This is a genomic window from Caulobacter sp. 05L422 (assembly GCF_056397765.1).
In genome coordinates this window covers 66,645-88,947 of record NZ_JBFTOB010000024.1, presented here as the reverse complement: position 1 = coordinate 88,947, position 22,303 = coordinate 66,645, and the positions used below count along the sequence as shown (strand labels likewise).

Below are 22,303 nucleotides of genomic sequence, written 5' to 3'. Positions count from 1 at the left end.
AACGATATGCCCAAGCGTATCCTCGAAGGGGTTGTCGTCTCCGATAAGGGCGACAAGACCGTAGTGGTTAAGGTTGAACGGACCATCGTTCACCCGCTGCTGAAGAAGATCGTGCGTCGGTCCAAGAAGTACCACGCGCACGATGAGAGCAATGCGTACAAGGCGGGCGAGATTGCTCGCATCGTTGAGTGCGCTCCGAAGTCCAAGCTGAAGACCTGGGAAGTCCTTCCCAAGGCTTCTGCTTAATCTGGAAGGTTTGAACCATGATCCAGATGCAAACTAACCTGGAAGTCGCCGACAACTCCGGCGCCCGCCGGGTCATGTGCATCAAGGTGCTGGGTGGCGCAGGTCGTCGCTACGCCAGCGTCGGTGACGTGATCGTCGTGTCCGTGAAGGAAGCCATTCCCCGCGGCCGCGTGAAGAAGGGTGACGTGCTTCGCGCCGTCGTCGTTCGCGTGAACCAAGGCATGAAGCGTAAGGACGGGTCGCTGATCCGTTTCGACAAGAACGCCGCGGTCATCGTCAACAAGCAGAGCGAGCCGGTCGGCACGCGGATCTTCGGCCCGGTTCCTCGCGAACTGCGCGCCAAGAACCACATGAAGATCATCTCCCTCGCCCCCGAGGTGCTGTAATGGCTGCCAAGATTAAGAAGGGCGACCGCGTTGTCGTCCTGGCCGGCAAGGACAAGGGCAAGCAAGGCGCTGTGACCAAGGTCCTCGTCAAAGACAACCGTGTCCTGGTCCAAGGCGTGAACCTGGTTCAACGCCACACCAAGGCCACTCAGGCTGATCCGCAAGGCGGCATCAAGAGCAAGGAAGCCGCGCTGCACGTCTCGAACGTCGCCATCGTGGATTCCAACGGCAAGCCCACCCGCGTCGGCTTCAAGATCGAAGGCGACAAGAAGGTGCGCGTGGCCAAGACCACGGGCGAGGTGATCAATGGTTGATCAAGCTTACGAGCCGCGGCTGAAGTCCGAATATCGCGCGCGCATCCGCGCCGCGATGAAGGAACAGTTCGGCTACACGAACGAAATGCAGATCCCCAAGCTGGACAAGATCGTCCTGAACATGGGCATCGGCGAAGCTGTGGCCGACTCCAAGAAGGCCCAGACCGCGCTGAAGGATCTGATGGCCATCGCCGGCCAGAAGCCGGTCCCCACCAAGGCCCGCAAGTCCATCGCCGGCTTCAAGCTGCGCGAAGGCATGGTGGTCGGCGCCAAGGTGACCCTCCGCAAGGACCGGATGTACGAATTCCTCGACCGCCTGGTCACGATCGCGCTGCCGCGCGTGAAGGACTTCCGCGGCCTGAACGGCAAGAGCTTCGACGGTCGTGGCAACTACGCCATGGGCCTGAAGGAGCACCTGGTGTTCCCGGAAATCAACTATGACCAGATCGAACAGATCTGGGGCATGGACATCATCGTCTGCACCACTGCGAAGACCGATCAGGAAGCCAAGGCTCTCCTGAAGGAATTCCAGTTCCCGTTCACGAATTAAGAGCGGGCAGGGAAACACACCATGGCCAAGAAAAGCGCCGTTAACCGTAATCTCGCGGTCAAGGCCCTCGTCAAGCAATACGCCGACAAGCGCGCCGCGCTGAAGGCGATCGCCAACGACGAAAGCCTGCCGCTGGAAGAACGCTTCGAAGCCCGCCTGAAGCTCGCGAAGCTTCCGCGCAGCTCGTCGGCTGTTCGCATTCGCAACCGTTGCGAAGTGACCGGCCGCCCGCGCGCCTACTATCGCAAGCTGAAGATGAGCCGGATTGCTCTGCGCGAACTGGGTTCGCAAGGGCAGATCCCCGGCCTCGTCAAGTCGAGCTGGTGAGGACGATCAGATGTCGATGAACGATCCCCTGAGCGATATGATCGCTCGCATCAAGAACGCCGCCACGCGCAAGCGCGCCAAGGTTGCGACGCCGGCTTCCAAGCTGCGCGCCCGCGTCCTGGACGTGCTGGCCGACGAAGGCTACATCCGCGGCTACTCGCTGGTCGAGAAGCCCGGTGCGTTCCCCGAATTCGAGATCGAGCTCAAGTATTTTGACGGTGAGCCCGTGATCGCCGAGATCAGCCGCGTGTCCAAGCCTGGTCGCCGCGTCTACTCGTCGATCAAGGACCTGAAGCCGATCAAGAACGGCCTGGGCATCTCGATCCTTTCGACGCCGAAGGGCGTCATGTCGGACTCCGCCGCACGCGACGCTAATGTCGGTGGCGAAGTCCTCTGCCGCGTCTACTAGGCGCGGGAGGGAACAGAGCATGTCACGTATCGGTAAGAAGGCCGTCGCAATCCCCTCGAACGTGCAAGTCACGATCGACGGGCAGACGGTCACGGTGAAGGGCCCCAAGGGGCAACTCGCCTGGACCATCGCCGAAGAGATCGCCGTTTCGCAGGAAGGTTCCGACCTCCTGCTGACGGCGCGCGATGAGAGCAAGCGCGCCAAGTCGATGTGGGGTCTGTCCCGCACGCTGGTGGCCAACATGGTGCAAGGCGTCACCACGGGCTTCGAGGAAACCCTCGAGCTGGTGGGCGTCGGTTACCGCGCCGCGATGAAGGGCACCGCGCTCTCCATCCAGCTCGGTTTCAGCCACGATGTGGACGTCGAGGCTCCGGCCGGCGTCACCTTCGCGGTTCCGAAGCAAACCGAAATCAAGATCGCCGGCGCTGACAAGCAGGCGGTTGGCGAGATTGCCGCGAAAATCCGCCGCATTCGTCCGCCGGAGCCCTACAAGGGCAAGGGCGTGCGGTATGCTGGCGAGAAGGTTCGCCGCAAGGAAGGCAAGAAGAAGTAAGCCATGGCGCTCTCACCTCGCGAATCCGCCGTGCGTCGTGCCCAACGCACCCGCACCCGCCTCAAGGCCCTGTCCAATGGTCGCCCGCGTCTGTCGGTCTTCCGTTCGTCCAAGAACATCTACGCCCAGGTCATCGATGATGAACGCGGCGTGACCCTGGCTTCGGCCTCCACCCTCGAGGGTGAAGGTTCGGCCAAGGGCGCGGACAAGGACGCGGCTGCCCTCGTCGGCAAGCTCGTCGCCGAGCGCGCCATCGAAAAGGGCGTCAAGGACGTCGTCTTCGATCGCGGCGGCTACATCTTCCACGGACGGGTGAAAGCCCTGGCCGACGCCGCGCGCGAAGCCGGCCTGAACTTCTAAGGGAAACATCATGGCTCGTGGTGACCAACAGCGCGGTGAAGGCGGTCCTCGCCGGGACCGACGCGACCGCAACGCCCCTGAAGAGCGGGTCGACAGCGACATCGTCGAAAAGCTCGTCCACATCAACCGCGTCGCCGCCACCGTTAAGGGCGGCCGTCGCTTCAGCTTCGCTGCTCTGATGGTCGTCGGCGACCAAAAGGGCCGCGTCGGCTTCGGTCATGGCAAGGCGCGTGAAGTGCCGGAAGCCATCCGCAAGGCGACCGAAGAAGCCAAGAAGACCATGGTCCGCGTCCCGCTCCGCGAGTCGCGCACTCTGCACCACGACGGCTACGGCCGTTGGGGCGCTGGCAAGGTCATGATGCGCGCTGCCCCTCCCGGCACGGGCGTCATCGCCGGTGGTCCGATGCGCGCGGTTCTCGAAACCCTGGGCGTCCAGGACGTCGTGGCCAAGTCGACGGGTTCCTCGAACCCGTACAACATGGTGCGCGCCACGTTCGAAGCCCTGAAGGTTCAATCGTCGCCCCGCCAGATCGCCGCCAAGCGCGGCAAGAAGGTTGGCGACATTCTCGGCCGCCGCGCCGACGGAGCCTCGGCTCCGGACGCCATCGAGGGCTAAGACATGGCTACCGCTAAACAAACCAAGACCGTGAAGGTGCGCCAGACCGGCAGCCCGATCCGTCGCAACGCCGTCCAGCGCGCCACGCTCGCTGGCCTGGGTCTCAACAAGCTGGGTCGCGAGTCCGAGCTGGAAGACACCCCCTCGGTGCGCGGCATGATCCGCAAGGTCCAGCACCTGCTGGAAATCGTCGAGTAGTTCTGCTACGAGACGTCGAAATCGCCACCCCGGTGAAAGCCGGGGTGGTTTTCGTTTGAAGTTTCTATCGTTTCAAAAGCCGAGTCCGGCCGCTGGCCGGGCGCAGATCTCCAAGGAGAGGCACATATGACCAAGCTTAATGAACTGGCTCCGGCTCCCGGCTCGACCAAGGGCCGCATGCGCATCGGCCGCGGCCCGGGTTCGGGCAAGGGCAAGACCGGTGGTCGCGGCGTGAAGGGCCAGAAGGCGCGCTCGGGCGTCGCCATCGCCGGCTTCGAAGGCGGCCAGATGCCGCTGCACATGCGTATGCCTAAGCGCGGCTTCAACAACCCCTTCCGCCTGGAGTTCGCTGAAGTGAACCTGTGGCGCCTGGAGCAGGCCGTCGCCGCCGGCAAGTTCAAGGCCGGCGCCACGCTGGCCGCTGCTGACCTGGTCGCCGCCGGCGTGATCCGTCGCGAGCTGGACGGCGTGAAGCTGCTCGGCAAGGGCGAGATCAAGACCGCCCTGAAGCTGACCGTCTATTCGGCGACCGAAGCGGCCATCAAGGCCGTCGAAGCCGCCGGCGGTTCGGTGACCGTGACCAAGAAGGCCAAGGTTCAAGCCGAAGCCTAAGACGATATGTCATCCCGGACGCGGCGCTTTCTGGCGCCGTCGCCGGGATCGCGGGGAGGGCAGGGGACACCCCCGCCGCCCCCGCAGTTTCCCATCGGGATGACAGAATAACGAGGCTCGCCGTGACATCGCGGCGAGCCTCACCTATGTACGGCTCCGTACTCGGGCTCTGTCCGGCCCCGGCGATTCACCGCCAACCGGACCTGGCTCGGATTAATGCTTGGAGCGCGACCTGACCGCGGATGCGGCGCGCGCTCTCGACGTGGGGATTTGAATGGCCTCGGCCGCCGAACAACTCGCAGCCAATATGAACTTCGGGTCCTTCCAGAAGGCCACCGAACTTCACAAGCGCATCTGGTTCACGCTCATCGCCCTGATCGTCTATCGGCTCGGCACCTATGTGCCGATCCCGGGGATCAATCCGGAAGCCTTCGCCGCCGCGTTCTCGCAGCAGTCGAAGGGCATCCTGGGCATGTTCAACATGTTCTCGGGCGGCGCCGTGCAACGCATGGCCGTCTTCTCGCTGAACGTGATGCCCTACATCAGCGCCTCGATCATCGTGCAGCTGATGGGCTCGGTGTATCCGCCGTGGGAAAAGCTGAAGAAGGAAGGCGGCGAAGCCGGCCGCAAGACCCTCAACCAGTACACCCGTTACCTGGCGGTCGTGCTGGCCCTGGTGCAGTCGTTCTCGATCGCCGTGGGCCTGCAGAGCCAGGCGGGCATGGTGGTCGGCGGCATCGCGCCGCTGTTCTTCATCATCTCGACCGTCGTGTCCCTGACCGGCGGCACCCTGTTCCTGATGTGGCTGGGCGAGCAGATCACCAGCCGGGGCGTCGGCAACGGCGTGTCCCTGATCATCTTCGCCGGCATCGTGGCGGCCCTGCCGTTGGGCGTGGTGCAGATGTTCACCCAGGTGCAGACCGGGGCGATGTCGGGCTTCGCCCTGTTCGCCGTCGGCGTGCTGGCCGTGGCCGTGATCTTCGCCATCGTCTTCATCGAGCGCTCGCAGCGCCGCCTGCTGGTCCACTATCCCAAGCGCCAGCAAGGCAACCGGATGATCGGCGGCGACACCTCGTTCATCCCGCTGAAGCTGAACACCGCCGGCGTCATCCCGCCGATCTTCGCCTCCAGCCTGCTGCTGCTGCCGACGACCGCCATGGGCTTCCTGGCCACCGCCAACCTGCCCAACTGGCTGCAATGGCTACCCAGCGTGGTCGGCGCCCTGCAGCACGGCCAGCCGCTGTTCATGGTGCTGTACGCGGCCCTGATCATCTTCTTCTCGTTCTTCTACACCTCGGTCGTGTTCAATCCCGACGAGACGGCGGAGAACCTGCGCAAGTACGGCGGCTTCATGCCGGGCATCCGTCCGGGCAAGCGGACGGCGGAATATCTGGACTACGTCCTGACCCGCCTGACGGTGATCGGCGCGGCCTACATCACCGCGGTCTGCATCCTGCCGGAACTGCTGATGGGCAGCCTGGGCCCGACCAAGTTCGCCCTGGGCGGCACCTCGATCCTGATCGTCGTGACCGTGACCATGGACACGGTCGCCCAGATCCAGTCCCACCTGCTGGCGCACCAGTACGAAGGTCTGATCAAGAAGTCGAAGCTGCGCGGCGGCAAGGGGCGCTAGCCCCCATCCCTCGAAAGGGAAGCCGACGCGACGTAAGGCGAGAACGCGGAAGCCGGTTTGTCACAAACCGGCTTCCGTTTTTAGCGAACGCACTCTAGGTCTGAGCGGACGCGGGCGGCAGACCCGTGAAAACGCAGGAAGCGCATTGATGAACTTGATCCTGTTCGGGCCGCCGGCGGCGGGCAAGGGCACCCAGGCCAAGCGCCTGGTCGAGCAGCGGGGCATGGTCCAGCTGTCGACCGGCGACATGCTGCGCGCCGCCATCGCCTCGGGCTCCGAGCTCGGCCAGAAGGTCAAGGGCGTGCTGGACCGCGGCGAGCTGGTCACCGACGAGATCGTCATCGCCCTGATCGAGGATCGGCTGCCCGAGGCGGAAGCCGCCGGCGGCGCCATCTTCGACGGTTTCCCGCGGACGGTTCCCCAGGCCCAGGCCCTGGACGCGATCCTGGCCAAGCGGGGTCAGAAGATCGACTCCGTTCTCCGACTCAAGGTAGACGAGCCGGCTCTGATCGAGCGGATCTCCAAGCGATTCGCCGAGCAGGGCCGACCCGACGACAATCCGGAAGTGTTCGTGACGCGGCTGGCGGCCTATAACGCCCAGACCGCTCCGCTGCTCCCCTACTATCGTGAGCAAGGCAAGCTCACGGAACTGGACGGCATGGCCTCGGTGGACACCGTGGCCGCGTCGATCGACGCCGCGCTCTCTGTCGTGGCTTAAGACTTCGTTGGAATCCTCTCGATTGAGCGGATTCCGCCATTGACGGACGCGCAACTATCCCTATAACGGGGCGCTTCCGCGAAAGGGCGCGATCTGTGCGCGCCGGACTGGGTCGAAAGACCGGGCCGGGCGCGCCGTTCGCGTCTTTAGTGCGTGACTAGGAGAACATTAGACGTGGCCCGTATCGCAGGCGTCAACATCCCGACGAACAAGCGCGTTTTGATCGCGCTTCAGTACATTCATGGCATTGGCCAGAAGTCCGCTCGTGACATCGTCACGAAGGTGGGCATCGATGACGCCCGCCGGGTCAATCAGCTGACCGACGCCGAAGTCCTGCAGATCCGTGAAACGATCGACAAGGACTTCACCGTCGAGGGCGACCTGCGCCGCGAAAACTCGATGAACATCAAGCGTCTGATGGACCTGGCCTGCTACCGCGGCCTGCGTCACCGCAAGGGCCTGCCGGTCCGCGGTCAGCGCACCCACACCAATGCCCGCACCCGCAAGGGTCCGGCCAAGCCGATCGCCGGCAAGAAGAAGTAAGGCAGCCTGAACGATGGCCAAGGAACCGGCACGCGTTAAAAAGCGCGAACGCAAGAACATCACCTCGGGCGTGGCGCACGTGAACGCCTCGTTCAACAACACCATGATCACCATCACCGACGCCCAGGGGAACACCATCTCCTGGTCGAGCGCCGGCATGATGGGCTTCAAGGGCTCGCGCAAGTCGACGCCGTATGCCGCTCAGATGGCTGCGGAAGACGCTGGCAAGAAGGCCGCCGAGCACGGTGTGAAGACCCTCGAGGTCAACGTGTCGGGTCCGGGTTCGGGCCGTGAGTCGGCCCTGCGCGCCCTCCAGGCCGCCGGCATGACCATCACGACCATCCGCGACGTGACGCCGATCCCGCACAACGGCTGCCGTCCGCCCAAGCGTCGTCGCGTCTAGTACTATTAAGACCCAATTCTCCATCGCCGGCTGCGAGATTCGCGGCCGGCGAGCCGCGTTCAAGGGATCGACCACGTGATCGAAAGAAACTGGAACGAGCTGATCCGTCCTGAGAAGCCGCAAATCGAGACTGGCGCCGACGCGACCCGCAAGGCTCGCATCGTGGCTGAGCCGCTCGAACGCGGCTTCGGTGTGACGCTCGGCAACGCTCTCCGCCGTGTCCTGCTCTCCTCGCTTCAGGGCGCCGCCGTCACCGCCATCCAGATCGATGGCGTGGTGCACGAATTCTCCTCGCTCGAGGGCGTCCGCGAAGACGTCGTCGACATCGTTCTGAACATCAAGCAACTGGCCGTGCGCATGCACGCCGAAGGCCCCAAGCGCATGACCCTGCGCGCCACGGGCCCCGGCCCGGTGACCGCTGGTCAGATCGAAACCCCCGCCGACATCGAGATCCTGAACCCCGACCACGTGCTCTGCACGCTGGACGACGGCGCTTCGGTGCGCATGGAGTTCACGGTCAACACCGGCAAGGGCTACGTCCCCGCCGACCGTAACCGTCCGGAAGATGCGCCGATCGGCCTGATCGCCGTCGACGCCCTGTACTCGCCGGTCAAGCGCGTCGCCTATCGCGTCGAGCCCACCCGTCAAGGCCAGTCGCTGGACTACGACAAGCTGATCCTGGAAGTGGAAACCAACGGCGCCGTCACGCCGGTGGACGCGGTGGCCTACGCCGCCCGCATCCTGCAAGACCAGCTGCAGATCTTCATCACCTTCGAAGAGCCCAAGGCCAAGACGGCCGACGAGGCCAAGCCGGAACTGCCGTTCAACCCGGCGCTCCTGAAGAAGGTCGATGAGCTGGAACTGTCGGTCCGCTCGGCCAACTGCCTGAAGAACGACAACATCGTCTACATCGGCGACCTGATCCAGAAGACCGAAGCCGAAATGCTCCGCACGCCGAACTTCGGCCGCAAGTCCTTGAACGAAATCAAGGAAGTGCTGGCCGGCATGGGCCTGCACCTGGGCATGGACGTGCCGAACTGGCCGCCGGAAAACATCGAAGACCTGGCCAAGAAGTTCGAAGACCAGATCTAAGACCAGTACCGAGTACCGCGCTTAATCCGGGCCGCTCTCTCGCAGGGCGGCCTGGGCCTTTTGAAGCCGCAACAGCGGTGGAGGGCCCCGGCGCTTCGTTCTGAACCCGGCAGGGACGCCGCTGGGATTGGTGACAATCAGCGCTTTTTCTCGCGCTACAGCGGGCCACGGCCCAGGAGACACTACAATGCGTCACGGTAAGGCTCACCGTAAACTCGGTCGCACGTCCGCTCACCGCACCGCCATGTTCGCCAACATGTCCGCCTCGCTGATCAAGCACGAGCAGATCGTCACCACTCTCCCGAAGGCCAAGGAACTGCGTCCCTTCGTCGAAAAGCTGGTCACCCTGGCCAAGCGCGGCGACCTGCACGCGCGTCGTCAGGCCATCTCGACCGTCCGCGACGTCGAGCAAGTCGGCAAGCTGTTCGCCACCATCGGTCCCCGCTACAAGGACCGTCAGGGCGGCTATATCCGCGTCCTGAAGGCCGGCTTCCGCTACGGCGACAACGCTCCGCTGGCCGTCATCGAGTTCGTCGACCGCGACGTCTCGGCCAAGGGCAAGGACTCCGGTCCGGTGTTCTCGAACGACTCGGACGACTAAGATTTTCAGCTTCGGCTGACGGAAGAGGCCCTGGAGCGATCCGGGGCCTTTTTTGCGTCTGGGCCCCTGCGACAGGTTGCAACAGGCCCCGCTGCCGTCCCGGTAGAGGTTTTGTTCACCTCGTCGCCTCATTCTTCATGATTAAGAACTCTCGGGGGAGGGGATCAGGATGAAGATTTCCGGTGTCATGCGCACGTTCGGCGGCGCGCTCGCGGCGGGCGTGATCCTGGCCGGCGGAGTGGCTCTGTTCGCGATCGAGGGCCTGCGGGTCGGCGGTCCGCTGTTCCGCCAGATCGTCGACAACAAGGACATCGTCGCCGACATCCTGCCGCCGCCGCTCTATGTGGTCGAGGCGGACCTGGTGGCCACCAAGCTGGTGGCCCACCCCGAGACCGTGGACGCCGCCGCAGACAAGCTGGCCGCGCTGCGCAAGGACTACGACACCCGCAACACGTACTGGAAGACCGCGCCGATCGATCCGGACATGCGTGCGATGCTGGTCGACCAGTCGTCCGCCCCCGCCATGGAATTCTGGCGCGAGATCGACCAGGAGATCCTTCCGGCCGTCCGGTCGGGCGACATGGCGCGCGCGCGCCAGGGCCTGGCCCGGGCCGATGTCGCCTATGAGGCCCACCGCGCCGTGATCGACAAGGTCGTGGTCATGGCCAATCACGACGCCGCCGCGGTCGAGACCCGCGCCCAGGGCCAGACCAAGCTGGCCTTCGCCCTGCTGGCCGGGGCGGGGCTGCTGCTGCTGGTGGTGGTCGGGGGCGGCATCGCCCTGATGAGCCGACGCATCGTCAAGCCGATCCAGGCCATGACCGGCTTCATGGGCCGGCTGGCGGCCGGCGACTATGACCGCGCCGTACCCTTCGCCGGACGCGGCGACGAGATTGGCGAGATGGCCAATTCCGTGGCCGTGTTCCGCGAAGCCATCGTCGCCCGCCAGGCGGCCGAGGACCGCATCGCGGCCGAACGAGACGAGACCGAGGCCTCCAAGGCGCGGCACGACGCCGAGCGGCGGAGCGAAGAGGCCGGCCGCCTGCAGGTGGTCGAGGCCCTGGGGGCGGCCGTGGCCCGCCTGAAGGCCGGCGACCTGACGGCGCGGCTGGAGACGGCTTTCCCCAGCGCCTACGAAAGCCTGCGCGGCGACTTCAACCGGGCGATCGCCGGGCTGGAGGCGGCGTTGGGCGAGGTGATCGAGGGCGCGGGCGGCCTGCGGGCCGGGGCCGGCGAGATCAGCGGCGCGATCGAGGATCTGTCCGCCCGCACCGAACGCCAGGCCGCCAGCCTGGCCGAGACGGCCGCCGCCCTGGGCGAGGTCAGCGCCAGTGTGAAACGCACCGCCGAAGGCGCCAACGAGGCCAACGCCGCCGTGATCGACAGCCGGGCGGTCGCCGACCGCTCCAGCCAGGTCGTGGGCCGCGCGGCCGAGGCCATGAGCCAGATCGAGAGCTCCTCGACCAAGGTCTCGCAGATCCTCGGCGTCATCGACGAGATCGCCTTCCAGACCAACCTGCTGGCCCTGAACGCCGGGGTCGAGGCGGCGCGCGCCGGCGACGCCGGTCGCGGCTTCGCGGTCGTCGCGCAAGAAGTCCGGGCCCTGGCCCAGCGCTCGGCCGAGGCGGCCAAGGAGATCAAGGGGCTGATCTCGGAGTCGTCCGACCATGTCCGCTCGGGCGTGACCCTGGTCGGCGAAGCCGGTGCGGCCCTGGGCGACATCGTCGAACGGGTGGGCGTGATCGGTGGGCTGATGGAGCAGATCGCCCAGTCCAGCCGCGAGCAGGCCGCGGGCCTGGCCGAGGTCGACCTGGCGGTCGGCCAGATGGACCAGGTCATCCAGCAGAACGCCGCCATGGCCGAGCAGGCGACCGCCGCCAGCCGTGGCCTGGCCGACGACGCCGTGCGCCTGGAAGCCCAGGTCGAGCACTTCCAGGTCTCGACCGATCAGACCACCTGGGCGGCGGCCTAGAGGCCCGTCGACCTACCGCAGGTCGGGGTAGTAGGAGCCCAGCTCGGGAAGGCCCAGGCGGCCCCGCTCTTCCTGATAGGCCTGGGCCGTGAAGGGACCGCGCACGGCGGCGCCGGGATCGGCGTTCCGATGGTCGTCCGCACGCACGATGTAGAAATAGCGGGTCTGGGACTGGTCGATCTCGCCGGTGACGATCGACCGGGGATGGCTGGCGGCGACCACATAGGCCGCGTTCCAACCCCAGCTGAAAACGGCGCCTGGGACCCGCTCGATGCAGTCCACGCGCGTGTCGTAACAGACCGCCGTCGAGGCGGGGCCGTCCAAGCCGGCCAGGCGATAGGGACCGTCGAGCGTGTCGTACCGAGCCGGATCGTGGAACCAGACGCCGTCCTGGTTCCGCATCCGCGCGTCGCGGGCGACCCATGGCGAGTCCTTGTAGGGCTTGCTCACCAGGCGGCAGACGAAGACGCCCGGCTGGCGGGTGGGCAGGCAGCGCGCCGGCTTGCGGGCGGCCGGTCCGATCAACGTCATCGGGTCGAAGCCCTGTTTCTCCAGCCTCGCCACCTCCGCCCGCGTCTCGATGTTGTCGGCCTCGCGCTGGTCCTTGACCGAAAGCACGATGGACGGGCCTCGAGCCGCGCAGCCCGACAGCCAAAGGCCGCAGCCTAGGGCGAACAGTAGGGCCGCGGACCGGGCCAGCATCGGAGGCGCTACTCCTTGGTCAGGTCCTGGCGCCTGAACAGCGCCACCGCGCCGCCGGCCAGCAGGGCGAACCAGACCAGCAGGAACACCAGCGCCAGGCCGGCAGGGCCGCTGTCGGGCCGCGCCTCGGCGGGGGCGGCGAGGAAGGTCTTCAGGACGCGTCCGGCATAGGCGGGGATCAGCAGGCTCTTCCAGGTGGTGGCGTGCAGGGTGGCGGCCAGGGTCGACTGCACGAACACGATCACCAGCCCGGCGATCACCGCGCCCATCGTCGAGCGGGTCAGGACGCCGATCAGGGCGGCCAGTCCGCCGATCAGCAGGACTTCCAGCCAGGTCACCAGCATGACCCCGGCATATTGGCCCACGAAGGCGGGGCCGGCTCGCGGTCCCACCAGGGTCGCGTGATTGGCGATGCTGCCGAACAGTCCGGCCAGCACGGCCGTGATCGCGGTCAACAGCAGGCTCCAGGCGGCGACCTCGGCGAAGACGATCAGCTTGGCGGCCAGCAGGTTGGTCCGGCTGTTGCGCGGGGTGACCAGGCGCCAGGTCTCCCAGCGATAGTCGCCGGCGAAGATCGCGGCCGCGCCGATCAGCAGGAACAGGGCGGTGAACGGCCCCGAGGCTCCGGCCACCGCGCCCATGGCCCGGTTGGCCAGGTCGGTCGTCTCGCCGGGGATGGTCCGGTGCAGGACCATGCGGGTGAAGATGTCGATCGCGATGCTGAACAGCATGGCGATCAGCGGCGCGAAGGCGAAGCCCCAGAACAGCGAAACCCGGTCGCGGGACAGGCGGAAGCGCTCGGCGGCGATGGCGTCAGCGAGCATCGACCAGATCCTTCGGTTCGAGGGCGCCCAGATAGGCGCTTTCCAGGTCGGCCTCGCGCCAGCGGGCCTCGGTGATCTCGACCCCGGCTTCGACCAGGGCGCGGATCAGGGCGGGGGTCTCGGACCGCAGGACATCGGCCAGGACGGCGTTCTGGCCGTCGGGCTCGCCCTTGTCGCCCAGCACCGCCAGGGCCTTGTCGACCGGCGAGACGGTCAGGCGCAGGCGCGGCTTGCCGCCGGTCAGAGCCTCGACGTCGCCCTCGGCGGCCAGCTTGCCCTTGGAGAGGATCGCCACCCGGTCGCAGACCCGGCGCACCTCGTCCAACTGGTGGCTGGCCAGGATGATCGTCACGCCCTCCTTGTCGGCCAGGTCGCGGATCAGAGCGCGGATCTCCTGGATGCCGGCCGGGTCCATGCCGCTGGTCGGCTCGTCCAGGATCACCAGTTCGGGGCGGGTGAAGAAGGCCGCGGCCAGGCCCAGGCGCTGCTTCATGCCGACCGAGAACGTGCCGGCCTTGCGGTCGGCGGCGCCGCCCAGGCCCACGCGCTCGAGCCAGTAGTCGATGTCGGCCGAGCCGGTCGCGCCGCTCTCCATGGCCAGCATCCGCAGCACGTCGCGCGCGGTCAGATAGGGCTGGTAGCGCGGGGTCTCGATCATCGCCCCCACGCGGCGCAGGGACGAGGTCTGGCCGGCCGGGGCGCCGAACAGCCGGGCCGTGCCGCCGGTCGAGCGCACCAGGCCCAGGGCGATGCGGAACAGGGTGCTCTTGCCCGCGCCGTTGGGGCCAAGCACGCCGAACACGCCGCCGGCCGGGATGCGCAGCGACAGGCCGTCCAGGGCCCTTACCGCGCCGTACGTCTTGACGAGGCCGTCAGCCTCCAGGGCGAAGCTCATGCGGAGCAGGTTCCGGCGGCGGTCATGCGGGCGACTCCCTGAAAAGATGCGGCGACTATGGCCGGGCGACCGAGTCCCGCCAAGTTAAGTCGCGGTCATGCGTGGCGAGCCGTCACGAGACTGGGCTATAGGGCGACAGTCCGAGTACGAGGTGCGAGATGGTCGTCATGGGTCGCTGGATGGCCGTGGTCCTGGCTCTGATGCTGAGCGCCTGCGCCACGGCGCAGCCTTCCGAACAGGCCAAGGCGCCCCAGAAGTCGACCCTGACGATCCTGATCTCGCTGGACGGTTTCCGGGCCGACTATCTGGACCGGGGAAACACCCCGACCCTGAACGCCCTGGCCGCCGACGGCGCGCGCGGGGCCATGCGGCCCTCGTTCCCGTCCCTGACCTACCCGAACCACTACACCCTGGTCACGGGCAAGCGGCCCGACCACCACGGCATGGTCAACAACACGCTGGAGGCCGACGAGGTCCCGGGCGTGGACTTCAAGATGTCCAACCACGACGCGGTCGGCGACGAGCGCTGGTGGAACCAGGCCAAGCCGATCTGGGTCAGCGCCGAGCAGCAGGGCGTGCATGCCGGCGTCCTGTTCTGGCCAGGCTCCGAGGCCGCGATCGACGGCGTGCGGCCCAGCTACTGGAAGGCCTATGACGAGAAGCTGGCCTATGATGACCGGGTCGACACGGTGCTGGCCTGGATCGACGCCAGGAGCCCGCCGCTGGGCCTGGCCACGCTCTATTTCGACGCCACGGACACCGAGGGCCATCACTACGGCCCGGACTCGCCGGAGGTGAACGCCGCGGCCGCCCGGGTGGACGCCGTGATCGCCCGGCTGGTGGGGGGTCTGAAGGCGAGGGGCCTGTACGAGACCACCAACATCGTCGTCGTCGCCGACCACGGCATGGCGTCCCAGCCGCTCAGCGGTCTGGTCGACGTGGCGACCCTGGTCGATCCGGCCAAGGTCAAGTTCGTCAGCACCGGCTCGGTGGTCGGCGTGCGCGCCTTGCCGGGCTTCGAGGCCGAGGTGAAGGCGGCGATGCTGAAGCCCCATCCGCACCTGACCTGCTGGGAGAAGGGCAAGATCCCGGCCCGCTACGGCTATGGGACCAATCCTCGCGTGCCGCCGATCGTCTGCCTGGCCGAGCGCGGCTGGTACTTCGCCACGGCCAGCGCGATCAAGAAGCGCTGGGCCGAGCATCCGCGCGACGGCGGGGCCCACGGCTACGACCCGTTCGACCCCGCCATGCGAGCGGTCTTCGTCGCCCATGGTCCGGCCTTCAAGCCCGGCGTGGTGCTGCCGGTGTTCGACAATGTCGATGTCTATCCGCTGCTGACCCGGCTGATCGGCGTCAAGGGCGACAAGGGCGATGGGGCGCTGGGGCCGGTGAAACCGGCGCTGCGCTGACCGCCTACCAGTTGGGTCCCATGTAGGGCACTGCGGGCAGGGGCGCGGTGATCGCTTCGTCCAGGGCCGCGCAGTCGGGCTTGTCGAAGGCCATGTGGCGCGCCAGCGGGCCGGCATAGGCGTCGTCGGCGAAGCTGGCGTTGTAGGTCAGCAGATCGACGTGATAGCCGCGCCCGCCGTGTTCGTAGGCTACGAGGTAGCGGTCCTTGTAGCGGACGGCGGCGATGAAGCGCGTGCGCGGTCCGACCCCGATGTCGGTGGCGTTGAAGGGACCGCCGGCCGGTGACAGTTCCGGGGCGCGGGTCTTCAGGTCCATGCGAAGCGCGATGGGAAGCTGGTCGAAGGAAACCGCCTCGGCTCCGCCTTGGTGGGCGCATGCGGCGACGGCGATATGTGCTGGCTCGGGAGCGGGCGTCGCGGGCAGCGGGATCATCGTGAGTCTCCGTCGAAAGTCTTCAACCTTCGGCTGAACGGCGGCGGATTTGTGACGGCGCCGCTTGCTTAGATAGTTTCGATATGCGTTAAATATTGACGATATCGGAAACGGAGCTTCGCCATGATCCGCACCGCCTTGACCTCGGCCCTGTGCTATCGCGACCCCAGGGCCGCGCTGAAATTCCTGGAAGCGGCGTTCGGCTTCGAGCTGGTGATGCTGATCGAGGACAACGAGGGCAACGTGGCGCACTCCGAGATGAGCTTCGGCGGCAGCCTGGTGATGATCGGCTCGGAATGGACCGCCCAGCACAAGAGCCCGGCCTCGATCGACGGGTTCAACACCCAGACCGTCCACATCCATCTCGAGGGCGACATCGACGCCCATTGCGAGCAGGCGCGGGCGGCCGGGGCCGAGATCCTGATGGAGCCGGCGGACCAGTTCTACGGCGACCGCACCTATCGCTGCCGAGATCCGGAAGGCCATTTCTGGACCGTGGGCGCGCCCGTCCGGACCGTGAGCGTGGAGGAGGCCGAGGCGGAGTCCGGCCTGAAGGTGGTCAAGGGCTGGGCGTGACGGCGTCGATGACCCAGGACGATTTCCGCCGCCTGGCCCTGGCTTTGCCCGAGGCCGTCGAGAGCTCGCACATGGGCACCGTCGACTTCCGGGTCGGCCGGATCTTCGCGACCCTGGGCTATCCCAACGCCAATTTCGGCATGGTTCAGCTGACTCGCGAGCATCAGGACGTCATCGTCGGCGTCGAACCGACCGTGTTCCGGCCCGTGCCGGGCGCATGGGGCCTGAAGGGCGCGACCTTGGTGGTGCTGGCCGAGGCCGACGAGCCCACCCTGCGTGGAGCGCTGGAGGCCGCCTGGCGGCTGAAGGCCAACAGGCGGCAGATCGCCTTGCTCGACGCCGGTCGGGCCGCTGCCCCCTCTTTGTCTGGCGGGGGGGCATGAGCGCCTCGCTCGACGCCACCCTGGCGGCCCTGGCCGACCCGCATCGACGGGCGACCGTCGACCTGCTGCGCCAGGGTCCGCGCCGGGCGGGCGAACTGGCCCGGGCCGCCGGCCTGTCGCCCCCGGCCATGAGCCGTCACCTGCGCGCCCTGCGCCACGCCGGGCTGGTCGAGGAAACCCATCCGCCGTTCGACGCCCGGGTGCGGGTCTACGCCCTGCGCCCCGCGCCGATGGCCGAGCTCAAGGCCTGGGCCGAGGCCGCCGAGGGCCTGTGGAGCGATCAGCTCCTGGCGCTGAAGGCGCACATCGAAGAGGGCGGCGCGTGAGCTCCAAGGTCCTGGTCGCCCTGCGCATCAAGGCCGCGCCCCTGCGGGTGTTCGAGGTGTTCACCGCCGACATCGGCGCCTGGTGGAAGCCCAACGCCCTGTTCTCGTTCACGCCGCGCTCGCCGGGCGTGCTGGCCTTTGAAGGGGCGGGCGAGGGGACCCGACTGGTCGAGCGCCTGCCGTCCGGCAAGGTGTTCGAGATCGGCCCGGTCCGCGTCTGGGACCCCGGCCAGCGGCTGGTGTTCGGCTGGCGTCAGGCCAGCTTCGCGCCCGGCATGGACACCGAGGTCGAGGTCCGCTTCGAGCCGGTGGGAGACGAGACCCGTGTCACGGTCGAGCATCGCGGCTGGGACACCGTGCCGACCGAGCACGTGGCCCGCCATCGTTTCCCCGACGCGGTGTTCCTGCAGCGTCACGCCGAGTGGTGGCGCACGCTGCTGACAGGTCTCGCCAATCGAACGGCTATGGCCATACAAGACCAAATTGGGGAAGAACGCGCCAGGGAGGGCGACGCATGACCAAGACCATCGGCAGGACACACCGACAGGCCGCCCTCGGCTTCATCTTCATCACCGCCTGCCTGGACGTGCTGTCGCTGGGGGTGATGATCCCCGTGCTGCCCGAGCTGATGAAGCGCTTCAACGGCGGCGACACCGCCTCGACCGCCCTGTGGGTGGTGCTGTTCGCCACCACCTGGGGCGTGATGCAGTTCTTCTGCGCGCCGATCCTGGGCCTGATGTCGGACCGCTGGGGCCGCCGGCCGGTGATCCTGACCTCGATCTTCGGCCTGGGCGTCGACTTCCTGTTCATGGCGTTCGCCCCGACCATCTGGTGGCTGTTCGTCGGCCGGGTGTTCAACGGCATGACAGCCGCCAGCTTCTCGACCGCCGGGGCCTATGTGGCCGACGTCACCAAGCCCGAGGATCGGGCCAAGGGCTTTGGCCTGATGGGCGCGGCGTTCGGGGTCGGCTTCACCTTCGGCCCGGCCCTGGGGGGCTGGCTGTGGCAGTTCGACCATCGGTTGCCGTTCCTGGTCTGCGCGGGCCTGGCCCTGTGCAACTGGCTGTACGGCTTCTTCGTCCTGCCGGAATCGCTGCCGCCCGAGAAGCGCGTCCATCGCTTCGACTGGAGCAAGGCCAATCCGCTGGGCTCGCTGAACCTGTTGAAGAGCAAGCCCGACCTGCTGGGCCTGGCCGGGGTCGGCTTCCTGTTTCAGCTGGCGCACAACGTGCTGCCCAGCGTCTTCGTGCTGTACATGGGCTTCCGCTACCACTGGTCGACGGCGGTGATCGGCCTGACCCTGATGGGCAGCGGCATCGCCGGCATCCTGTTGCAGAGCTTCGTGGTCGGACCGGTGGTCAAGCGGGTGGGCGAGCGCGGGGCGCTGCTGATCGGCCTGTTCTCGGGCTGCGTCGGCTTCATGATCTACGGCCTGGCCCCGACCGGGGCGCTGTATCTGTGCGGTTTGCCGATCTTCGCCTTCTCGGGCCTGATCCAGCCCGGTCTGCAGGGCCTGATGACCCGCCGCGTCCAGCCTTGGGAGCAGGGCCAGCTGCAGGGGGCGAACTCCGCCATGATGGGCGTCACCGCCATCGTCGGGCCGGCGCTGTATCTGCTGCCGTTTGCGTGGGCGGTCCGCCACGACGCGACCCTGCACATGCCCGGCCTGCCGGTGCTGATCGCCGCGGCCCTGCTGCTGGGCGCCACGGTCCTGGCGATCCGCGTGGCCCGTCCCGTGGCGGTGGAACCGAGCGCCGCCTGACCCTCTTTGACTAGCGCCAGGACGGGTTGAACCGAAAGGGCCAAATCCCGAACCTTGGCCGCCATCAATGCGCCCGAAAGCTGGACTGATCTCGCGGGCTGAATTTCCACGGAGTCGCTTAGAACCCATGCGATCCTATCGCGTCGTGCTTCCCGCCCTGGCCCTGTTGGCCGCCTGCTCGCCGCAGGGGCCGTCGAAGGCCCAGACCATCCCGGACCTGGCCCAGCCGACCCGCCGAGTGCCGTCCGACCCGATGTCGATGAAGGCCTCGTTCTCGCCGGTGGTGAAGAAGACGGCTCCGGCCATCGTCAACGTGGCCAGCAAGCGCGTGGTGCGCCAGCGCGTCGATCCGTTCTGGGACTTCTTCATGGGCGGGGGCGGCGGCGCCACCCGCGACCAGGTGCAGGGCTCGCTCGGCTCCGGCGCGGTCGTGCGCGCCGACGGGGTGATCATCACCAATCACCACAACATCGAGAACATGAGCGACATCACGGTCCAGCTGGCCGACCGCCGGGAGTTCCCGGCCACGGTGCTGCTGGACGACCCGCGCTCCGACCTGGCGGTGCTGAAGATCGACACCAAGGGCGAGCGCTTGCCGGTGATCGCCATCGACGACCAGGAGCAGCTGGAGGTCGGCGACCTGGTCCTGGCCCTGGGCAACCCGTTCGGCGTCGGCCAGACGGTGACCAACGGCATCGTCTCGGCCCTGGCCCGCACCGACGTCGGGGCGGCCGAGTTCGGCAGCTACATCCAGACCGACGCGGCGATCAATCCAGGCAATTCCGGCGGTCCGCTGGTCGACATGGACGGCGATCTGATCGGGGTGAACACCTTCATCATCTCGCGCTCGGGCTCGTCCAGCGGCGTCGGCTTCGCCATTCCGGCGTCGGTCGTGCGCCAGGTGGTCAACACCGCTCTGGGCGGCGGCCACAGCGTGGTGCGGCCCTGGCTGGGCGTGAAGGGCCAGCCCGTCACCGGCGACATCGCCCGCAGCCTGGGCCTGGCCGCGCCGCGCGGCGTGGTGATCTCCGACGTCTATCCCGGCGGCTCGGCCGACCGGGCCGGCATCCGCGACGGCGACGTGATCCTGTCCATCGACGGCCAGGCGGTGAACGACGAGGGCGGCGGCGCCTTCGCCATCGGCACCCACAAGGTCGGCGACCGGGTCTCGGTGCTGATCAACCGCAATGGCAAGGAACAGACCCTGACCCTGCGCGCCGAGGCCGCGCCGGAGACGCCTGCCAAGGACGAGCGGGTGCTGAAGGGCCGCAGCCCGTTTGACGGCGCCACCGTGGTCAACCTGTCACCGGCCGCCGCGCAAGAGCTGGGCGTGGACCCCTTCGCCGGTCGCGGGGTGCTGGTCACCAAGATCGGCCAGGGCTTCGCCCTGAACGCCGGCCTGCGTCCCGGCGACTTCGTCCGCGAGGTCAACGGCAAGGCCATCAACACCACCGCCGACCTGGCGGCGGTGTCGAACGCCGGGGCCGCGACCTGGACGGTGACCATCGAGCGCAACGGCCAGCGGATCACGGCGCGGCTGCGGGCCTAGCTAGGCCTCGCAAGCCGCAAGGCGGAGCGCTACAACCGGAACGGTTCGAGTCGCGGGGGCGACGGATATGATCCGGAGGGGGCGTGCGTAAATCCATCATCGTCGGCGCGACGCTGACGTTCTTGACCTGTGCGGGCTTGACCTGCGCGGGCGCGGCTCTGGCCGCCGCGCCCAAGGCGCCGCCTCCGTCCAAGGCCGAGACCCAGGCCCGGCGAACGGCCGAGGCGCTCTATGCCCAGGCTCTCCGTCAGGTCGAAGCGGATGATTTCGAGGGCGGGCGGGTAAGCCTGGACGCCGCCCTGAAGCAGGACGCGACCAACGATACGGCAAGATACTTCCGGGTGCTGGTCCTGTCGCGGCTGCGCGAGACGGACGCCGCGTTGGCGGACCTGGCTCTGCTGGAGCCGCGGATAGAGCGGGACCGCTTCCTGGAGACCAAGGCGGAGACGCTGCTGGAGGGCGGGCGCTATCGGGAGGCGACGGCGGTCTATGACGACCTGATCGCGCTCAAGCCCAAGAGCGCCGACGCCTATCGCCGGCGCGCCCATGTGCGCCAGGCCTCGGAGGTCGACAGCGAGATGCCGGCCGCGCTGGCCGACTACGCCAAGGCGCTGGAGCTGGATCCCGACATGGTCGCGGTCTACGGCCTGCGGGGCGAGATCCTCAGCGCGCAGCGCAACGACAAGGCGGTCGAGGAGAACTACCAGGCCTGGCTGGCCCACGCCCCCAACAGCGCGCGCGCCCATTCCGGCTATGCCGGCGCCCTGGCGCGGCTGGGCAAGATCGACAAGGCCCGGGCCGAGATCGACCGCGCCCTGGCCCTGGAGCCGAACGCCGAGGCCTACATCATCCGGGCCCGCATCACGCCGAAGGACCAACGCGAGGCCTTCCTCGCCGACATCGACAAGGCCCTGGCGCTGAGTTCCGACGACACTTTCGCCTACGAGCTTCGGGCCGAACGCCGCCGCGCCTGGGGGCAGGGCGACCTGGCCATGGCCGACACGGAAAAGGCGCTGGAGGCCTGGCCGGAAAGCTACAGCGCCCGCCACCTGCGCTCGACGCTCAACCAGGAGGCCGGCCGCTACGATCTGGCCTTGAAGGACCTGGACGTGCTGATCGCCCGGGAGCCGGACCAGGCCGGGCTCTACAACGACCGATGCTGGGCGCGGGGCCTGGGCAATATCGAGTTGGACAAGGCGTTGGCCGATTGCGAGGCGGCGTTGAAGCTGTCGCCCGGCAACGCCGCCATCCTCGACAGCCGAGGGTTCGTGAAGCTGCGGCAGGGAAACCTCGCCGGCGCGATCGCCGACTACAACGCCGCCCTCAAGACCGCGCCCGACCAGGCCGCGTCGCTGTTCGGGCGGGGCCTGGCCAAGCGTCGGCAGGGCGCCAAGGCCGCCGGCGACCTCGATCTCGTCGCCGCCCGCAAGGCTCAGCCGGACATCGACAAGGAGTTCGCCGGCTACGGCGTGACGCCCTAGCCCTTGATCTTCGAGGCGACCGACCAGGTGTGGCCGAACGGGTCGAGGAGCTGGCCGTAGCGGTCGCCCCAGAACTGGTCGGCGATCGGGTAGGCGACCGTGGCGCCGGCTTCCAGCGCCCGGCTCCACCAGGTGTCGGCGTCGTCGACCTCCAGGTGCAGCGTCACCGCGGCCGGCGTCGGGGCCGGGGCGCCGCCGCGCATCTCGCTGAAATGGTCCGACATCATCACCCAGCCGCCGTTGACCAGCAGGCGGGCGTGCAGCAGGCGCTCGCCGTCGTCGGCGGTGTTGCGGAACACCTCCTCGGCCCCGAACGCGCGCTTGTAGAAGTCCACGGCGGCCTTGCCGCCGACGACGGAAAGATAGGGGGTGACGCCGGTCGTCGGCCCCCGAGTGGGATCGCCTTCGTTGGTCATGGTGGTTCCCTCCG

General features: G+C 67.6%; 30 protein-coding genes and 2 pseudogenes. 27 read left to right on the top strand and 5 right to left on the bottom strand.

The genetic code is table 11. The features are described 5' to 3' along the window. Positions 1 to 6: 6 nt before the first annotated feature. The 19 genes and pseudogenes from rpsQ to AC1DMQ_RS21135 form a co-directional block, all read left to right on the top strand. The gene (rpsQ, locus tag AC1DMQ_RS21225; RefSeq protein ID WP_436027871.1) at positions 7 to 246 is read left to right on the top strand and encodes a 30S ribosomal protein S17; all 240 of its coding nucleotides are present in this window, start codon (positions 7 to 9) and stop codon (positions 244 to 246) included. Positions 247 to 263: 17 nt separating this feature from the next. Beyond that, positions 264 to 632, top strand: coding sequence for a 50S ribosomal protein L14 (gene rplN / locus AC1DMQ_RS21220; RefSeq protein ID WP_007662742.1), 369 nt, complete (start codon positions 264 to 266; stop codon positions 630 to 632). Further along, complete coding sequence (rplX, locus tag AC1DMQ_RS21215) at positions 632 to 946, top strand: 50S ribosomal protein L24 (RefSeq protein WP_056458330.1); 315 nt, start codon at positions 632 to 634, stop codon at positions 944 to 946. The genes rplN and rplX overlap by 1 nt, the downstream gene beginning before the upstream one ends. After that, positions 939 to 1,496 carry a 50S ribosomal protein L5 gene (gene rplE / locus AC1DMQ_RS21210; RefSeq protein WP_477035525.1) on the top strand — a complete coding sequence of 186 codons (558 nt, stop codon included), beginning with the start codon at positions 939 to 941 and terminating at the stop codon, positions 1,494 to 1,496. The genes rplX and rplE overlap by 8 nt, the downstream gene beginning before the upstream one ends. A 21-nt stretch (positions 1,497 to 1,517) precedes the next feature. Further along, complete coding sequence (rpsN, locus tag AC1DMQ_RS21205; RefSeq protein WP_018061186.1) at positions 1,518 to 1,823, top strand: 30S ribosomal protein S14; 306 nt, start codon at positions 1,518 to 1,520, stop codon at positions 1,821 to 1,823. Between the two features lie 10 nt (positions 1,824 to 1,833). Beyond that, complete coding sequence (gene rpsH / locus AC1DMQ_RS21200; RefSeq protein WP_007662733.1) at positions 1,834 to 2,232, top strand: 30S ribosomal protein S8; 399 nt, start codon at positions 1,834 to 1,836, stop codon at positions 2,230 to 2,232. Between the two features lie 19 nt (positions 2,233 to 2,251). Beyond that, positions 2,252 to 2,785 carry a 50S ribosomal protein L6 gene (rplF, locus tag AC1DMQ_RS21195; RefSeq protein WP_477035524.1) on the top strand — a complete coding sequence of 178 codons (534 nt, stop codon included), beginning with the start codon at positions 2,252 to 2,254 and terminating at the stop codon, positions 2,783 to 2,785. Between the two features lie 3 nt (positions 2,786 to 2,788). Continuing rightward, the gene (gene rplR, locus AC1DMQ_RS21190; RefSeq protein ID WP_028041103.1) at positions 2,789 to 3,145 is read left to right on the top strand and encodes a 50S ribosomal protein L18; all 357 of its coding nucleotides are present in this window, start codon (positions 2,789 to 2,791) and stop codon (positions 3,143 to 3,145) included. Between the two features lie 10 nt (positions 3,146 to 3,155). Then, complete coding sequence (gene rpsE / locus AC1DMQ_RS21185; RefSeq protein WP_062145554.1) at positions 3,156 to 3,761, top strand: 30S ribosomal protein S5; 606 nt, start codon at positions 3,156 to 3,158, stop codon at positions 3,759 to 3,761. 3 nt (positions 3,762 to 3,764) lie between these two features. Beyond that, positions 3,765 to 3,959, top strand: a complete 195-nt coding sequence (gene rpmD, locus AC1DMQ_RS21180) for a 50S ribosomal protein L30 (protein ID WP_477035523.1) — start codon at positions 3,765 to 3,767, stop codon at positions 3,957 to 3,959. A 126-nt stretch (positions 3,960 to 4,085) separates the two neighbouring features. Then, positions 4,086 to 4,571 carry a 50S ribosomal protein L15 gene (rplO, locus tag AC1DMQ_RS21175; RefSeq protein ID WP_477035522.1) on the top strand — a complete coding sequence of 162 codons (486 nt, stop codon included), beginning with the start codon at positions 4,086 to 4,088 and terminating at the stop codon, positions 4,569 to 4,571. A gap of 274 nt (positions 4,572 to 4,845) precedes the next feature. After that, entirely contained in the window at positions 4,846 to 6,204 is a 1,359-nt protein-coding gene (secY, locus tag AC1DMQ_RS21170) for a preprotein translocase subunit SecY (protein WP_477035521.1), read from the top strand. Positions 6,205 to 6,352: 148 nt separating this feature from the next. After that, positions 6,353 to 6,922 carry an adenylate kinase gene (locus AC1DMQ_RS21165; protein WP_477035520.1) on the top strand — a complete coding sequence of 190 codons (570 nt, stop codon included), beginning with the start codon at positions 6,353 to 6,355 and terminating at the stop codon, positions 6,920 to 6,922. 174 nt (positions 6,923 to 7,096) lie between these two features. After that, on the top strand, positions 7,097 to 7,465 hold the full coding sequence (gene rpsM, locus AC1DMQ_RS21160; RefSeq protein WP_035034191.1) for a 30S ribosomal protein S13: 369 nt from the start codon (positions 7,097 to 7,099) through the stop codon (positions 7,463 to 7,465). Positions 7,466 to 7,478: 13 nt separating this feature from the next. Continuing rightward, positions 7,479 to 7,868, top strand: coding sequence for a 30S ribosomal protein S11 (gene rpsK, locus AC1DMQ_RS21155; RefSeq protein ID WP_018112960.1), 390 nt, complete (start codon positions 7,479 to 7,481; stop codon positions 7,866 to 7,868). Positions 7,869 to 7,943: 75 nt separating this feature from the next. Next, complete coding sequence (locus AC1DMQ_RS21150) at positions 7,944 to 8,960, top strand: DNA-directed RNA polymerase subunit alpha (RefSeq protein WP_018061159.1); 1,017 nt, start codon at positions 7,944 to 7,946, stop codon at positions 8,958 to 8,960. Positions 8,961 to 9,147: 187 nt separating this feature from the next. Continuing rightward, positions 9,148 to 9,561 carry a 50S ribosomal protein L17 gene (gene rplQ / locus AC1DMQ_RS21145; protein ID WP_056437811.1) on the top strand — a complete coding sequence of 138 codons (414 nt, stop codon included), beginning with the start codon at positions 9,148 to 9,150 and terminating at the stop codon, positions 9,559 to 9,561. Positions 9,562 to 9,730: 169 nt separating this feature from the next. Further along, positions 9,731 to 10,486, top strand: a pseudogene (locus tag AC1DMQ_RS21140) (HAMP domain-containing protein); the annotation flags it as partial. 261 nt (positions 10,487 to 10,747) lie between these two features. Then, positions 10,748 to 11,533, top strand: a pseudogene (locus AC1DMQ_RS21135) (methyl-accepting chemotaxis protein); the annotation flags it as partial. Between the two features lie 12 nt (positions 11,534 to 11,545). On the opposite strand, the gene AC1DMQ_RS21130 reads toward AC1DMQ_RS21135, so the two are convergent. Genes AC1DMQ_RS21130 through AC1DMQ_RS21120 form a run of 3 tightly spaced genes read right to left on the bottom strand, consistent with a single transcriptional unit; the run spans position 11,546 to position 13,954 of the window. Continuing rightward, positions 11,546 to 12,235 carry a hypothetical protein gene (locus AC1DMQ_RS21130; protein WP_477035519.1) on the bottom strand — a complete coding sequence of 230 codons (690 nt, stop codon included), beginning with the start codon at positions 12,233 to 12,235 and terminating at the stop codon, positions 11,546 to 11,548. 8 nt (positions 12,236 to 12,243) lie between these two features. Then, complete coding sequence (locus AC1DMQ_RS21125) at positions 12,244 to 13,059, bottom strand: ABC transporter permease (protein ID WP_477035518.1); 816 nt, start codon at positions 13,057 to 13,059, stop codon at positions 12,244 to 12,246. Beyond that, a complete protein-coding gene (locus AC1DMQ_RS21120) occupies positions 13,049 to 13,954 on the bottom strand; it encodes an ABC transporter ATP-binding protein (protein ID WP_477035517.1) in 906 nt (301 codons plus the stop codon). The genes AC1DMQ_RS21125 and AC1DMQ_RS21120 overlap by 11 nt, the downstream gene beginning before the upstream one ends. A 158-nt stretch (positions 13,955 to 14,112) precedes the next feature. Between AC1DMQ_RS21120 and AC1DMQ_RS21115 the strand changes: the two genes are divergently transcribed. Further along, positions 14,113 to 15,363, top strand: coding sequence for an alkaline phosphatase family protein (locus AC1DMQ_RS21115; RefSeq protein WP_477035516.1), 1,251 nt, complete (start codon positions 14,113 to 14,115; stop codon positions 15,361 to 15,363). Between the two features lie 4 nt (positions 15,364 to 15,367). Here the strand turns inward: AC1DMQ_RS21115 and AC1DMQ_RS21110 are convergent, their stop codons facing one another. Beyond that, on the bottom strand, positions 15,368 to 15,796 hold the full coding sequence (locus AC1DMQ_RS21110) for a hypothetical protein (RefSeq protein ID WP_477035515.1): 429 nt from the start codon (positions 15,794 to 15,796) through the stop codon (positions 15,368 to 15,370). Between the two features lie 123 nt (positions 15,797 to 15,919). Here AC1DMQ_RS21110 and AC1DMQ_RS21105 point away from each other — a divergent pair, with 123 nt between their 5' ends. From AC1DMQ_RS21105 to AC1DMQ_RS21075, 7 genes are all read left to right on the top strand, one after another. After that, the gene (locus AC1DMQ_RS21105) at positions 15,920 to 16,372 is read left to right on the top strand and encodes a VOC family protein (RefSeq protein WP_477035514.1); all 453 of its coding nucleotides are present in this window, start codon (positions 15,920 to 15,922) and stop codon (positions 16,370 to 16,372) included. Positions 16,373 to 16,380: 8 nt separating this feature from the next. Then, the gene (locus AC1DMQ_RS21100) at positions 16,381 to 16,755 is read left to right on the top strand and encodes an MmcQ/YjbR family DNA-binding protein (RefSeq protein ID WP_477035513.1); all 375 of its coding nucleotides are present in this window, start codon (positions 16,381 to 16,383) and stop codon (positions 16,753 to 16,755) included. After that, positions 16,752 to 17,081, top strand: coding sequence for an ArsR/SmtB family transcription factor (locus tag AC1DMQ_RS21095; protein WP_477035512.1), 330 nt, complete (start codon positions 16,752 to 16,754; stop codon positions 17,079 to 17,081). The genes AC1DMQ_RS21100 and AC1DMQ_RS21095 overlap by 4 nt, the downstream gene beginning before the upstream one ends. Continuing rightward, positions 17,078 to 17,599, top strand: coding sequence for an SRPBCC domain-containing protein (locus tag AC1DMQ_RS21090; protein WP_477035511.1), 522 nt, complete (start codon positions 17,078 to 17,080; stop codon positions 17,597 to 17,599). Before AC1DMQ_RS21095 ends, AC1DMQ_RS21090 begins: the two co-directional genes overlap by 4 nt. Beyond that, on the top strand, positions 17,596 to 18,843 hold the full coding sequence (locus AC1DMQ_RS21085; RefSeq protein WP_477035510.1) for a TCR/Tet family MFS transporter: 1,248 nt from the start codon (positions 17,596 to 17,598) through the stop codon (positions 18,841 to 18,843). Before AC1DMQ_RS21090 ends, AC1DMQ_RS21085 begins: the two co-directional genes overlap by 4 nt. Before the next feature lie 127 nt (positions 18,844 to 18,970). Further along, complete coding sequence (locus tag AC1DMQ_RS21080; protein WP_477035509.1) at positions 18,971 to 20,392, top strand: Do family serine endopeptidase; 1,422 nt, start codon at positions 18,971 to 18,973, stop codon at positions 20,390 to 20,392. Positions 20,393 to 20,475: 83 nt separating this feature from the next. Beyond that, positions 20,476 to 21,873 (top strand): tetratricopeptide repeat protein, encoded by a 1,398-nt coding sequence (locus AC1DMQ_RS21075; RefSeq protein WP_477035508.1) that lies wholly within the window; start codon positions 20,476 to 20,478, stop codon positions 21,871 to 21,873. Here AC1DMQ_RS21075 and AC1DMQ_RS21070 read toward each other — a convergent pair. Beyond that, a complete protein-coding gene (locus tag AC1DMQ_RS21070) occupies positions 21,870 to 22,289 on the bottom strand; it encodes a VOC family protein (protein WP_477035507.1) in 420 nt (139 codons plus the stop codon). The genes AC1DMQ_RS21075 and AC1DMQ_RS21070 overlap by 4 nt on opposite strands. Positions 22,290 to 22,303 lie beyond the last annotated feature (14 nt).

Coding starts and splice junctions, on each gene's coding strand:
- rpsQ (WP_436027871.1), top strand. CDS start 7: ATGCCCAAGCGTATCCTCGAAGGGGTTGTCGTCTCCGATAAGGGCGAC.
- rplN (WP_007662742.1), top strand. CDS start 264: ATGATCCAGATGCAAACTAACCTGGAAGTCGCCGACAACTCCGGCGCC.
- rplX (WP_056458330.1), top strand. CDS start 632: ATGGCTGCCAAGATTAAGAAGGGCGACCGCGTTGTCGTCCTGGCCGGC.
- rplE (WP_477035525.1), top strand. CDS start 939: ATGGTTGATCAAGCTTACGAGCCGCGGCTGAAGTCCGAATATCGCGCG.
- rpsN (WP_018061186.1), top strand. CDS start 1,518: ATGGCCAAGAAAAGCGCCGTTAACCGTAATCTCGCGGTCAAGGCCCTC.
- rpsH (WP_007662733.1), top strand. CDS start 1,834: ATGTCGATGAACGATCCCCTGAGCGATATGATCGCTCGCATCAAGAAC.
- rplF (WP_477035524.1), top strand. CDS start 2,252: ATGTCACGTATCGGTAAGAAGGCCGTCGCAATCCCCTCGAACGTGCAA.
- rplR (WP_028041103.1), top strand. CDS start 2,789: ATGGCGCTCTCACCTCGCGAATCCGCCGTGCGTCGTGCCCAACGCACC.
- rpsE (WP_062145554.1), top strand. CDS start 3,156: ATGGCTCGTGGTGACCAACAGCGCGGTGAAGGCGGTCCTCGCCGGGAC.
- rpmD (WP_477035523.1), top strand. CDS start 3,765: ATGGCTACCGCTAAACAAACCAAGACCGTGAAGGTGCGCCAGACCGGC.
- rplO (WP_477035522.1), top strand. CDS start 4,086: ATGACCAAGCTTAATGAACTGGCTCCGGCTCCCGGCTCGACCAAGGGC.
- secY (WP_477035521.1), top strand. CDS start 4,846: ATGGCCTCGGCCGCCGAACAACTCGCAGCCAATATGAACTTCGGGTCC.
- AC1DMQ_RS21165 (WP_477035520.1), top strand. CDS start 6,353: ATGAACTTGATCCTGTTCGGGCCGCCGGCGGCGGGCAAGGGCACCCAG.
- rpsK (WP_018112960.1), top strand. CDS start 7,479: ATGGCCAAGGAACCGGCACGCGTTAAAAAGCGCGAACGCAAGAACATC.
- rplQ (WP_056437811.1), top strand. CDS start 9,148: ATGCGTCACGGTAAGGCTCACCGTAAACTCGGTCGCACGTCCGCTCAC.
- AC1DMQ_RS21130 (WP_477035519.1), bottom strand. CDS start 12,235: ATGCTGGCCCGGTCCGCGGCCCTACTGTTCGCCCTAGGCTGCGGCCTT.
- AC1DMQ_RS21125 (WP_477035518.1), bottom strand. CDS start 13,059: ATGCTCGCTGACGCCATCGCCGCCGAGCGCTTCCGCCTGTCCCGCGAC.
- AC1DMQ_RS21120 (WP_477035517.1), bottom strand. CDS start 13,954: ATGAGCTTCGCCCTGGAGGCTGACGGCCTCGTCAAGACGTACGGCGCG.
- AC1DMQ_RS21115 (WP_477035516.1), top strand. CDS start 14,113: ATGGTCGTCATGGGTCGCTGGATGGCCGTGGTCCTGGCTCTGATGCTG.
- AC1DMQ_RS21110 (WP_477035515.1), bottom strand. CDS start 15,796: ATGATCCCGCTGCCCGCGACGCCCGCTCCCGAGCCAGCACATATCGCC.
- AC1DMQ_RS21105 (WP_477035514.1), top strand. CDS start 15,920: ATGATCCGCACCGCCTTGACCTCGGCCCTGTGCTATCGCGACCCCAGG.
- AC1DMQ_RS21100 (WP_477035513.1), top strand. CDS start 16,381: ATGACCCAGGACGATTTCCGCCGCCTGGCCCTGGCTTTGCCCGAGGCC.
- AC1DMQ_RS21095 (WP_477035512.1), top strand. CDS start 16,752: ATGAGCGCCTCGCTCGACGCCACCCTGGCGGCCCTGGCCGACCCGCAT.
- AC1DMQ_RS21085 (WP_477035510.1), top strand. CDS start 17,596: ATGACCAAGACCATCGGCAGGACACACCGACAGGCCGCCCTCGGCTTC.
- AC1DMQ_RS21080 (WP_477035509.1), top strand. CDS start 18,971: ATGCGATCCTATCGCGTCGTGCTTCCCGCCCTGGCCCTGTTGGCCGCC.
- AC1DMQ_RS21070 (WP_477035507.1), bottom strand. CDS start 22,289: ATGACCAACGAAGGCGATCCCACTCGGGGGCCGACGACCGGCGTCACC.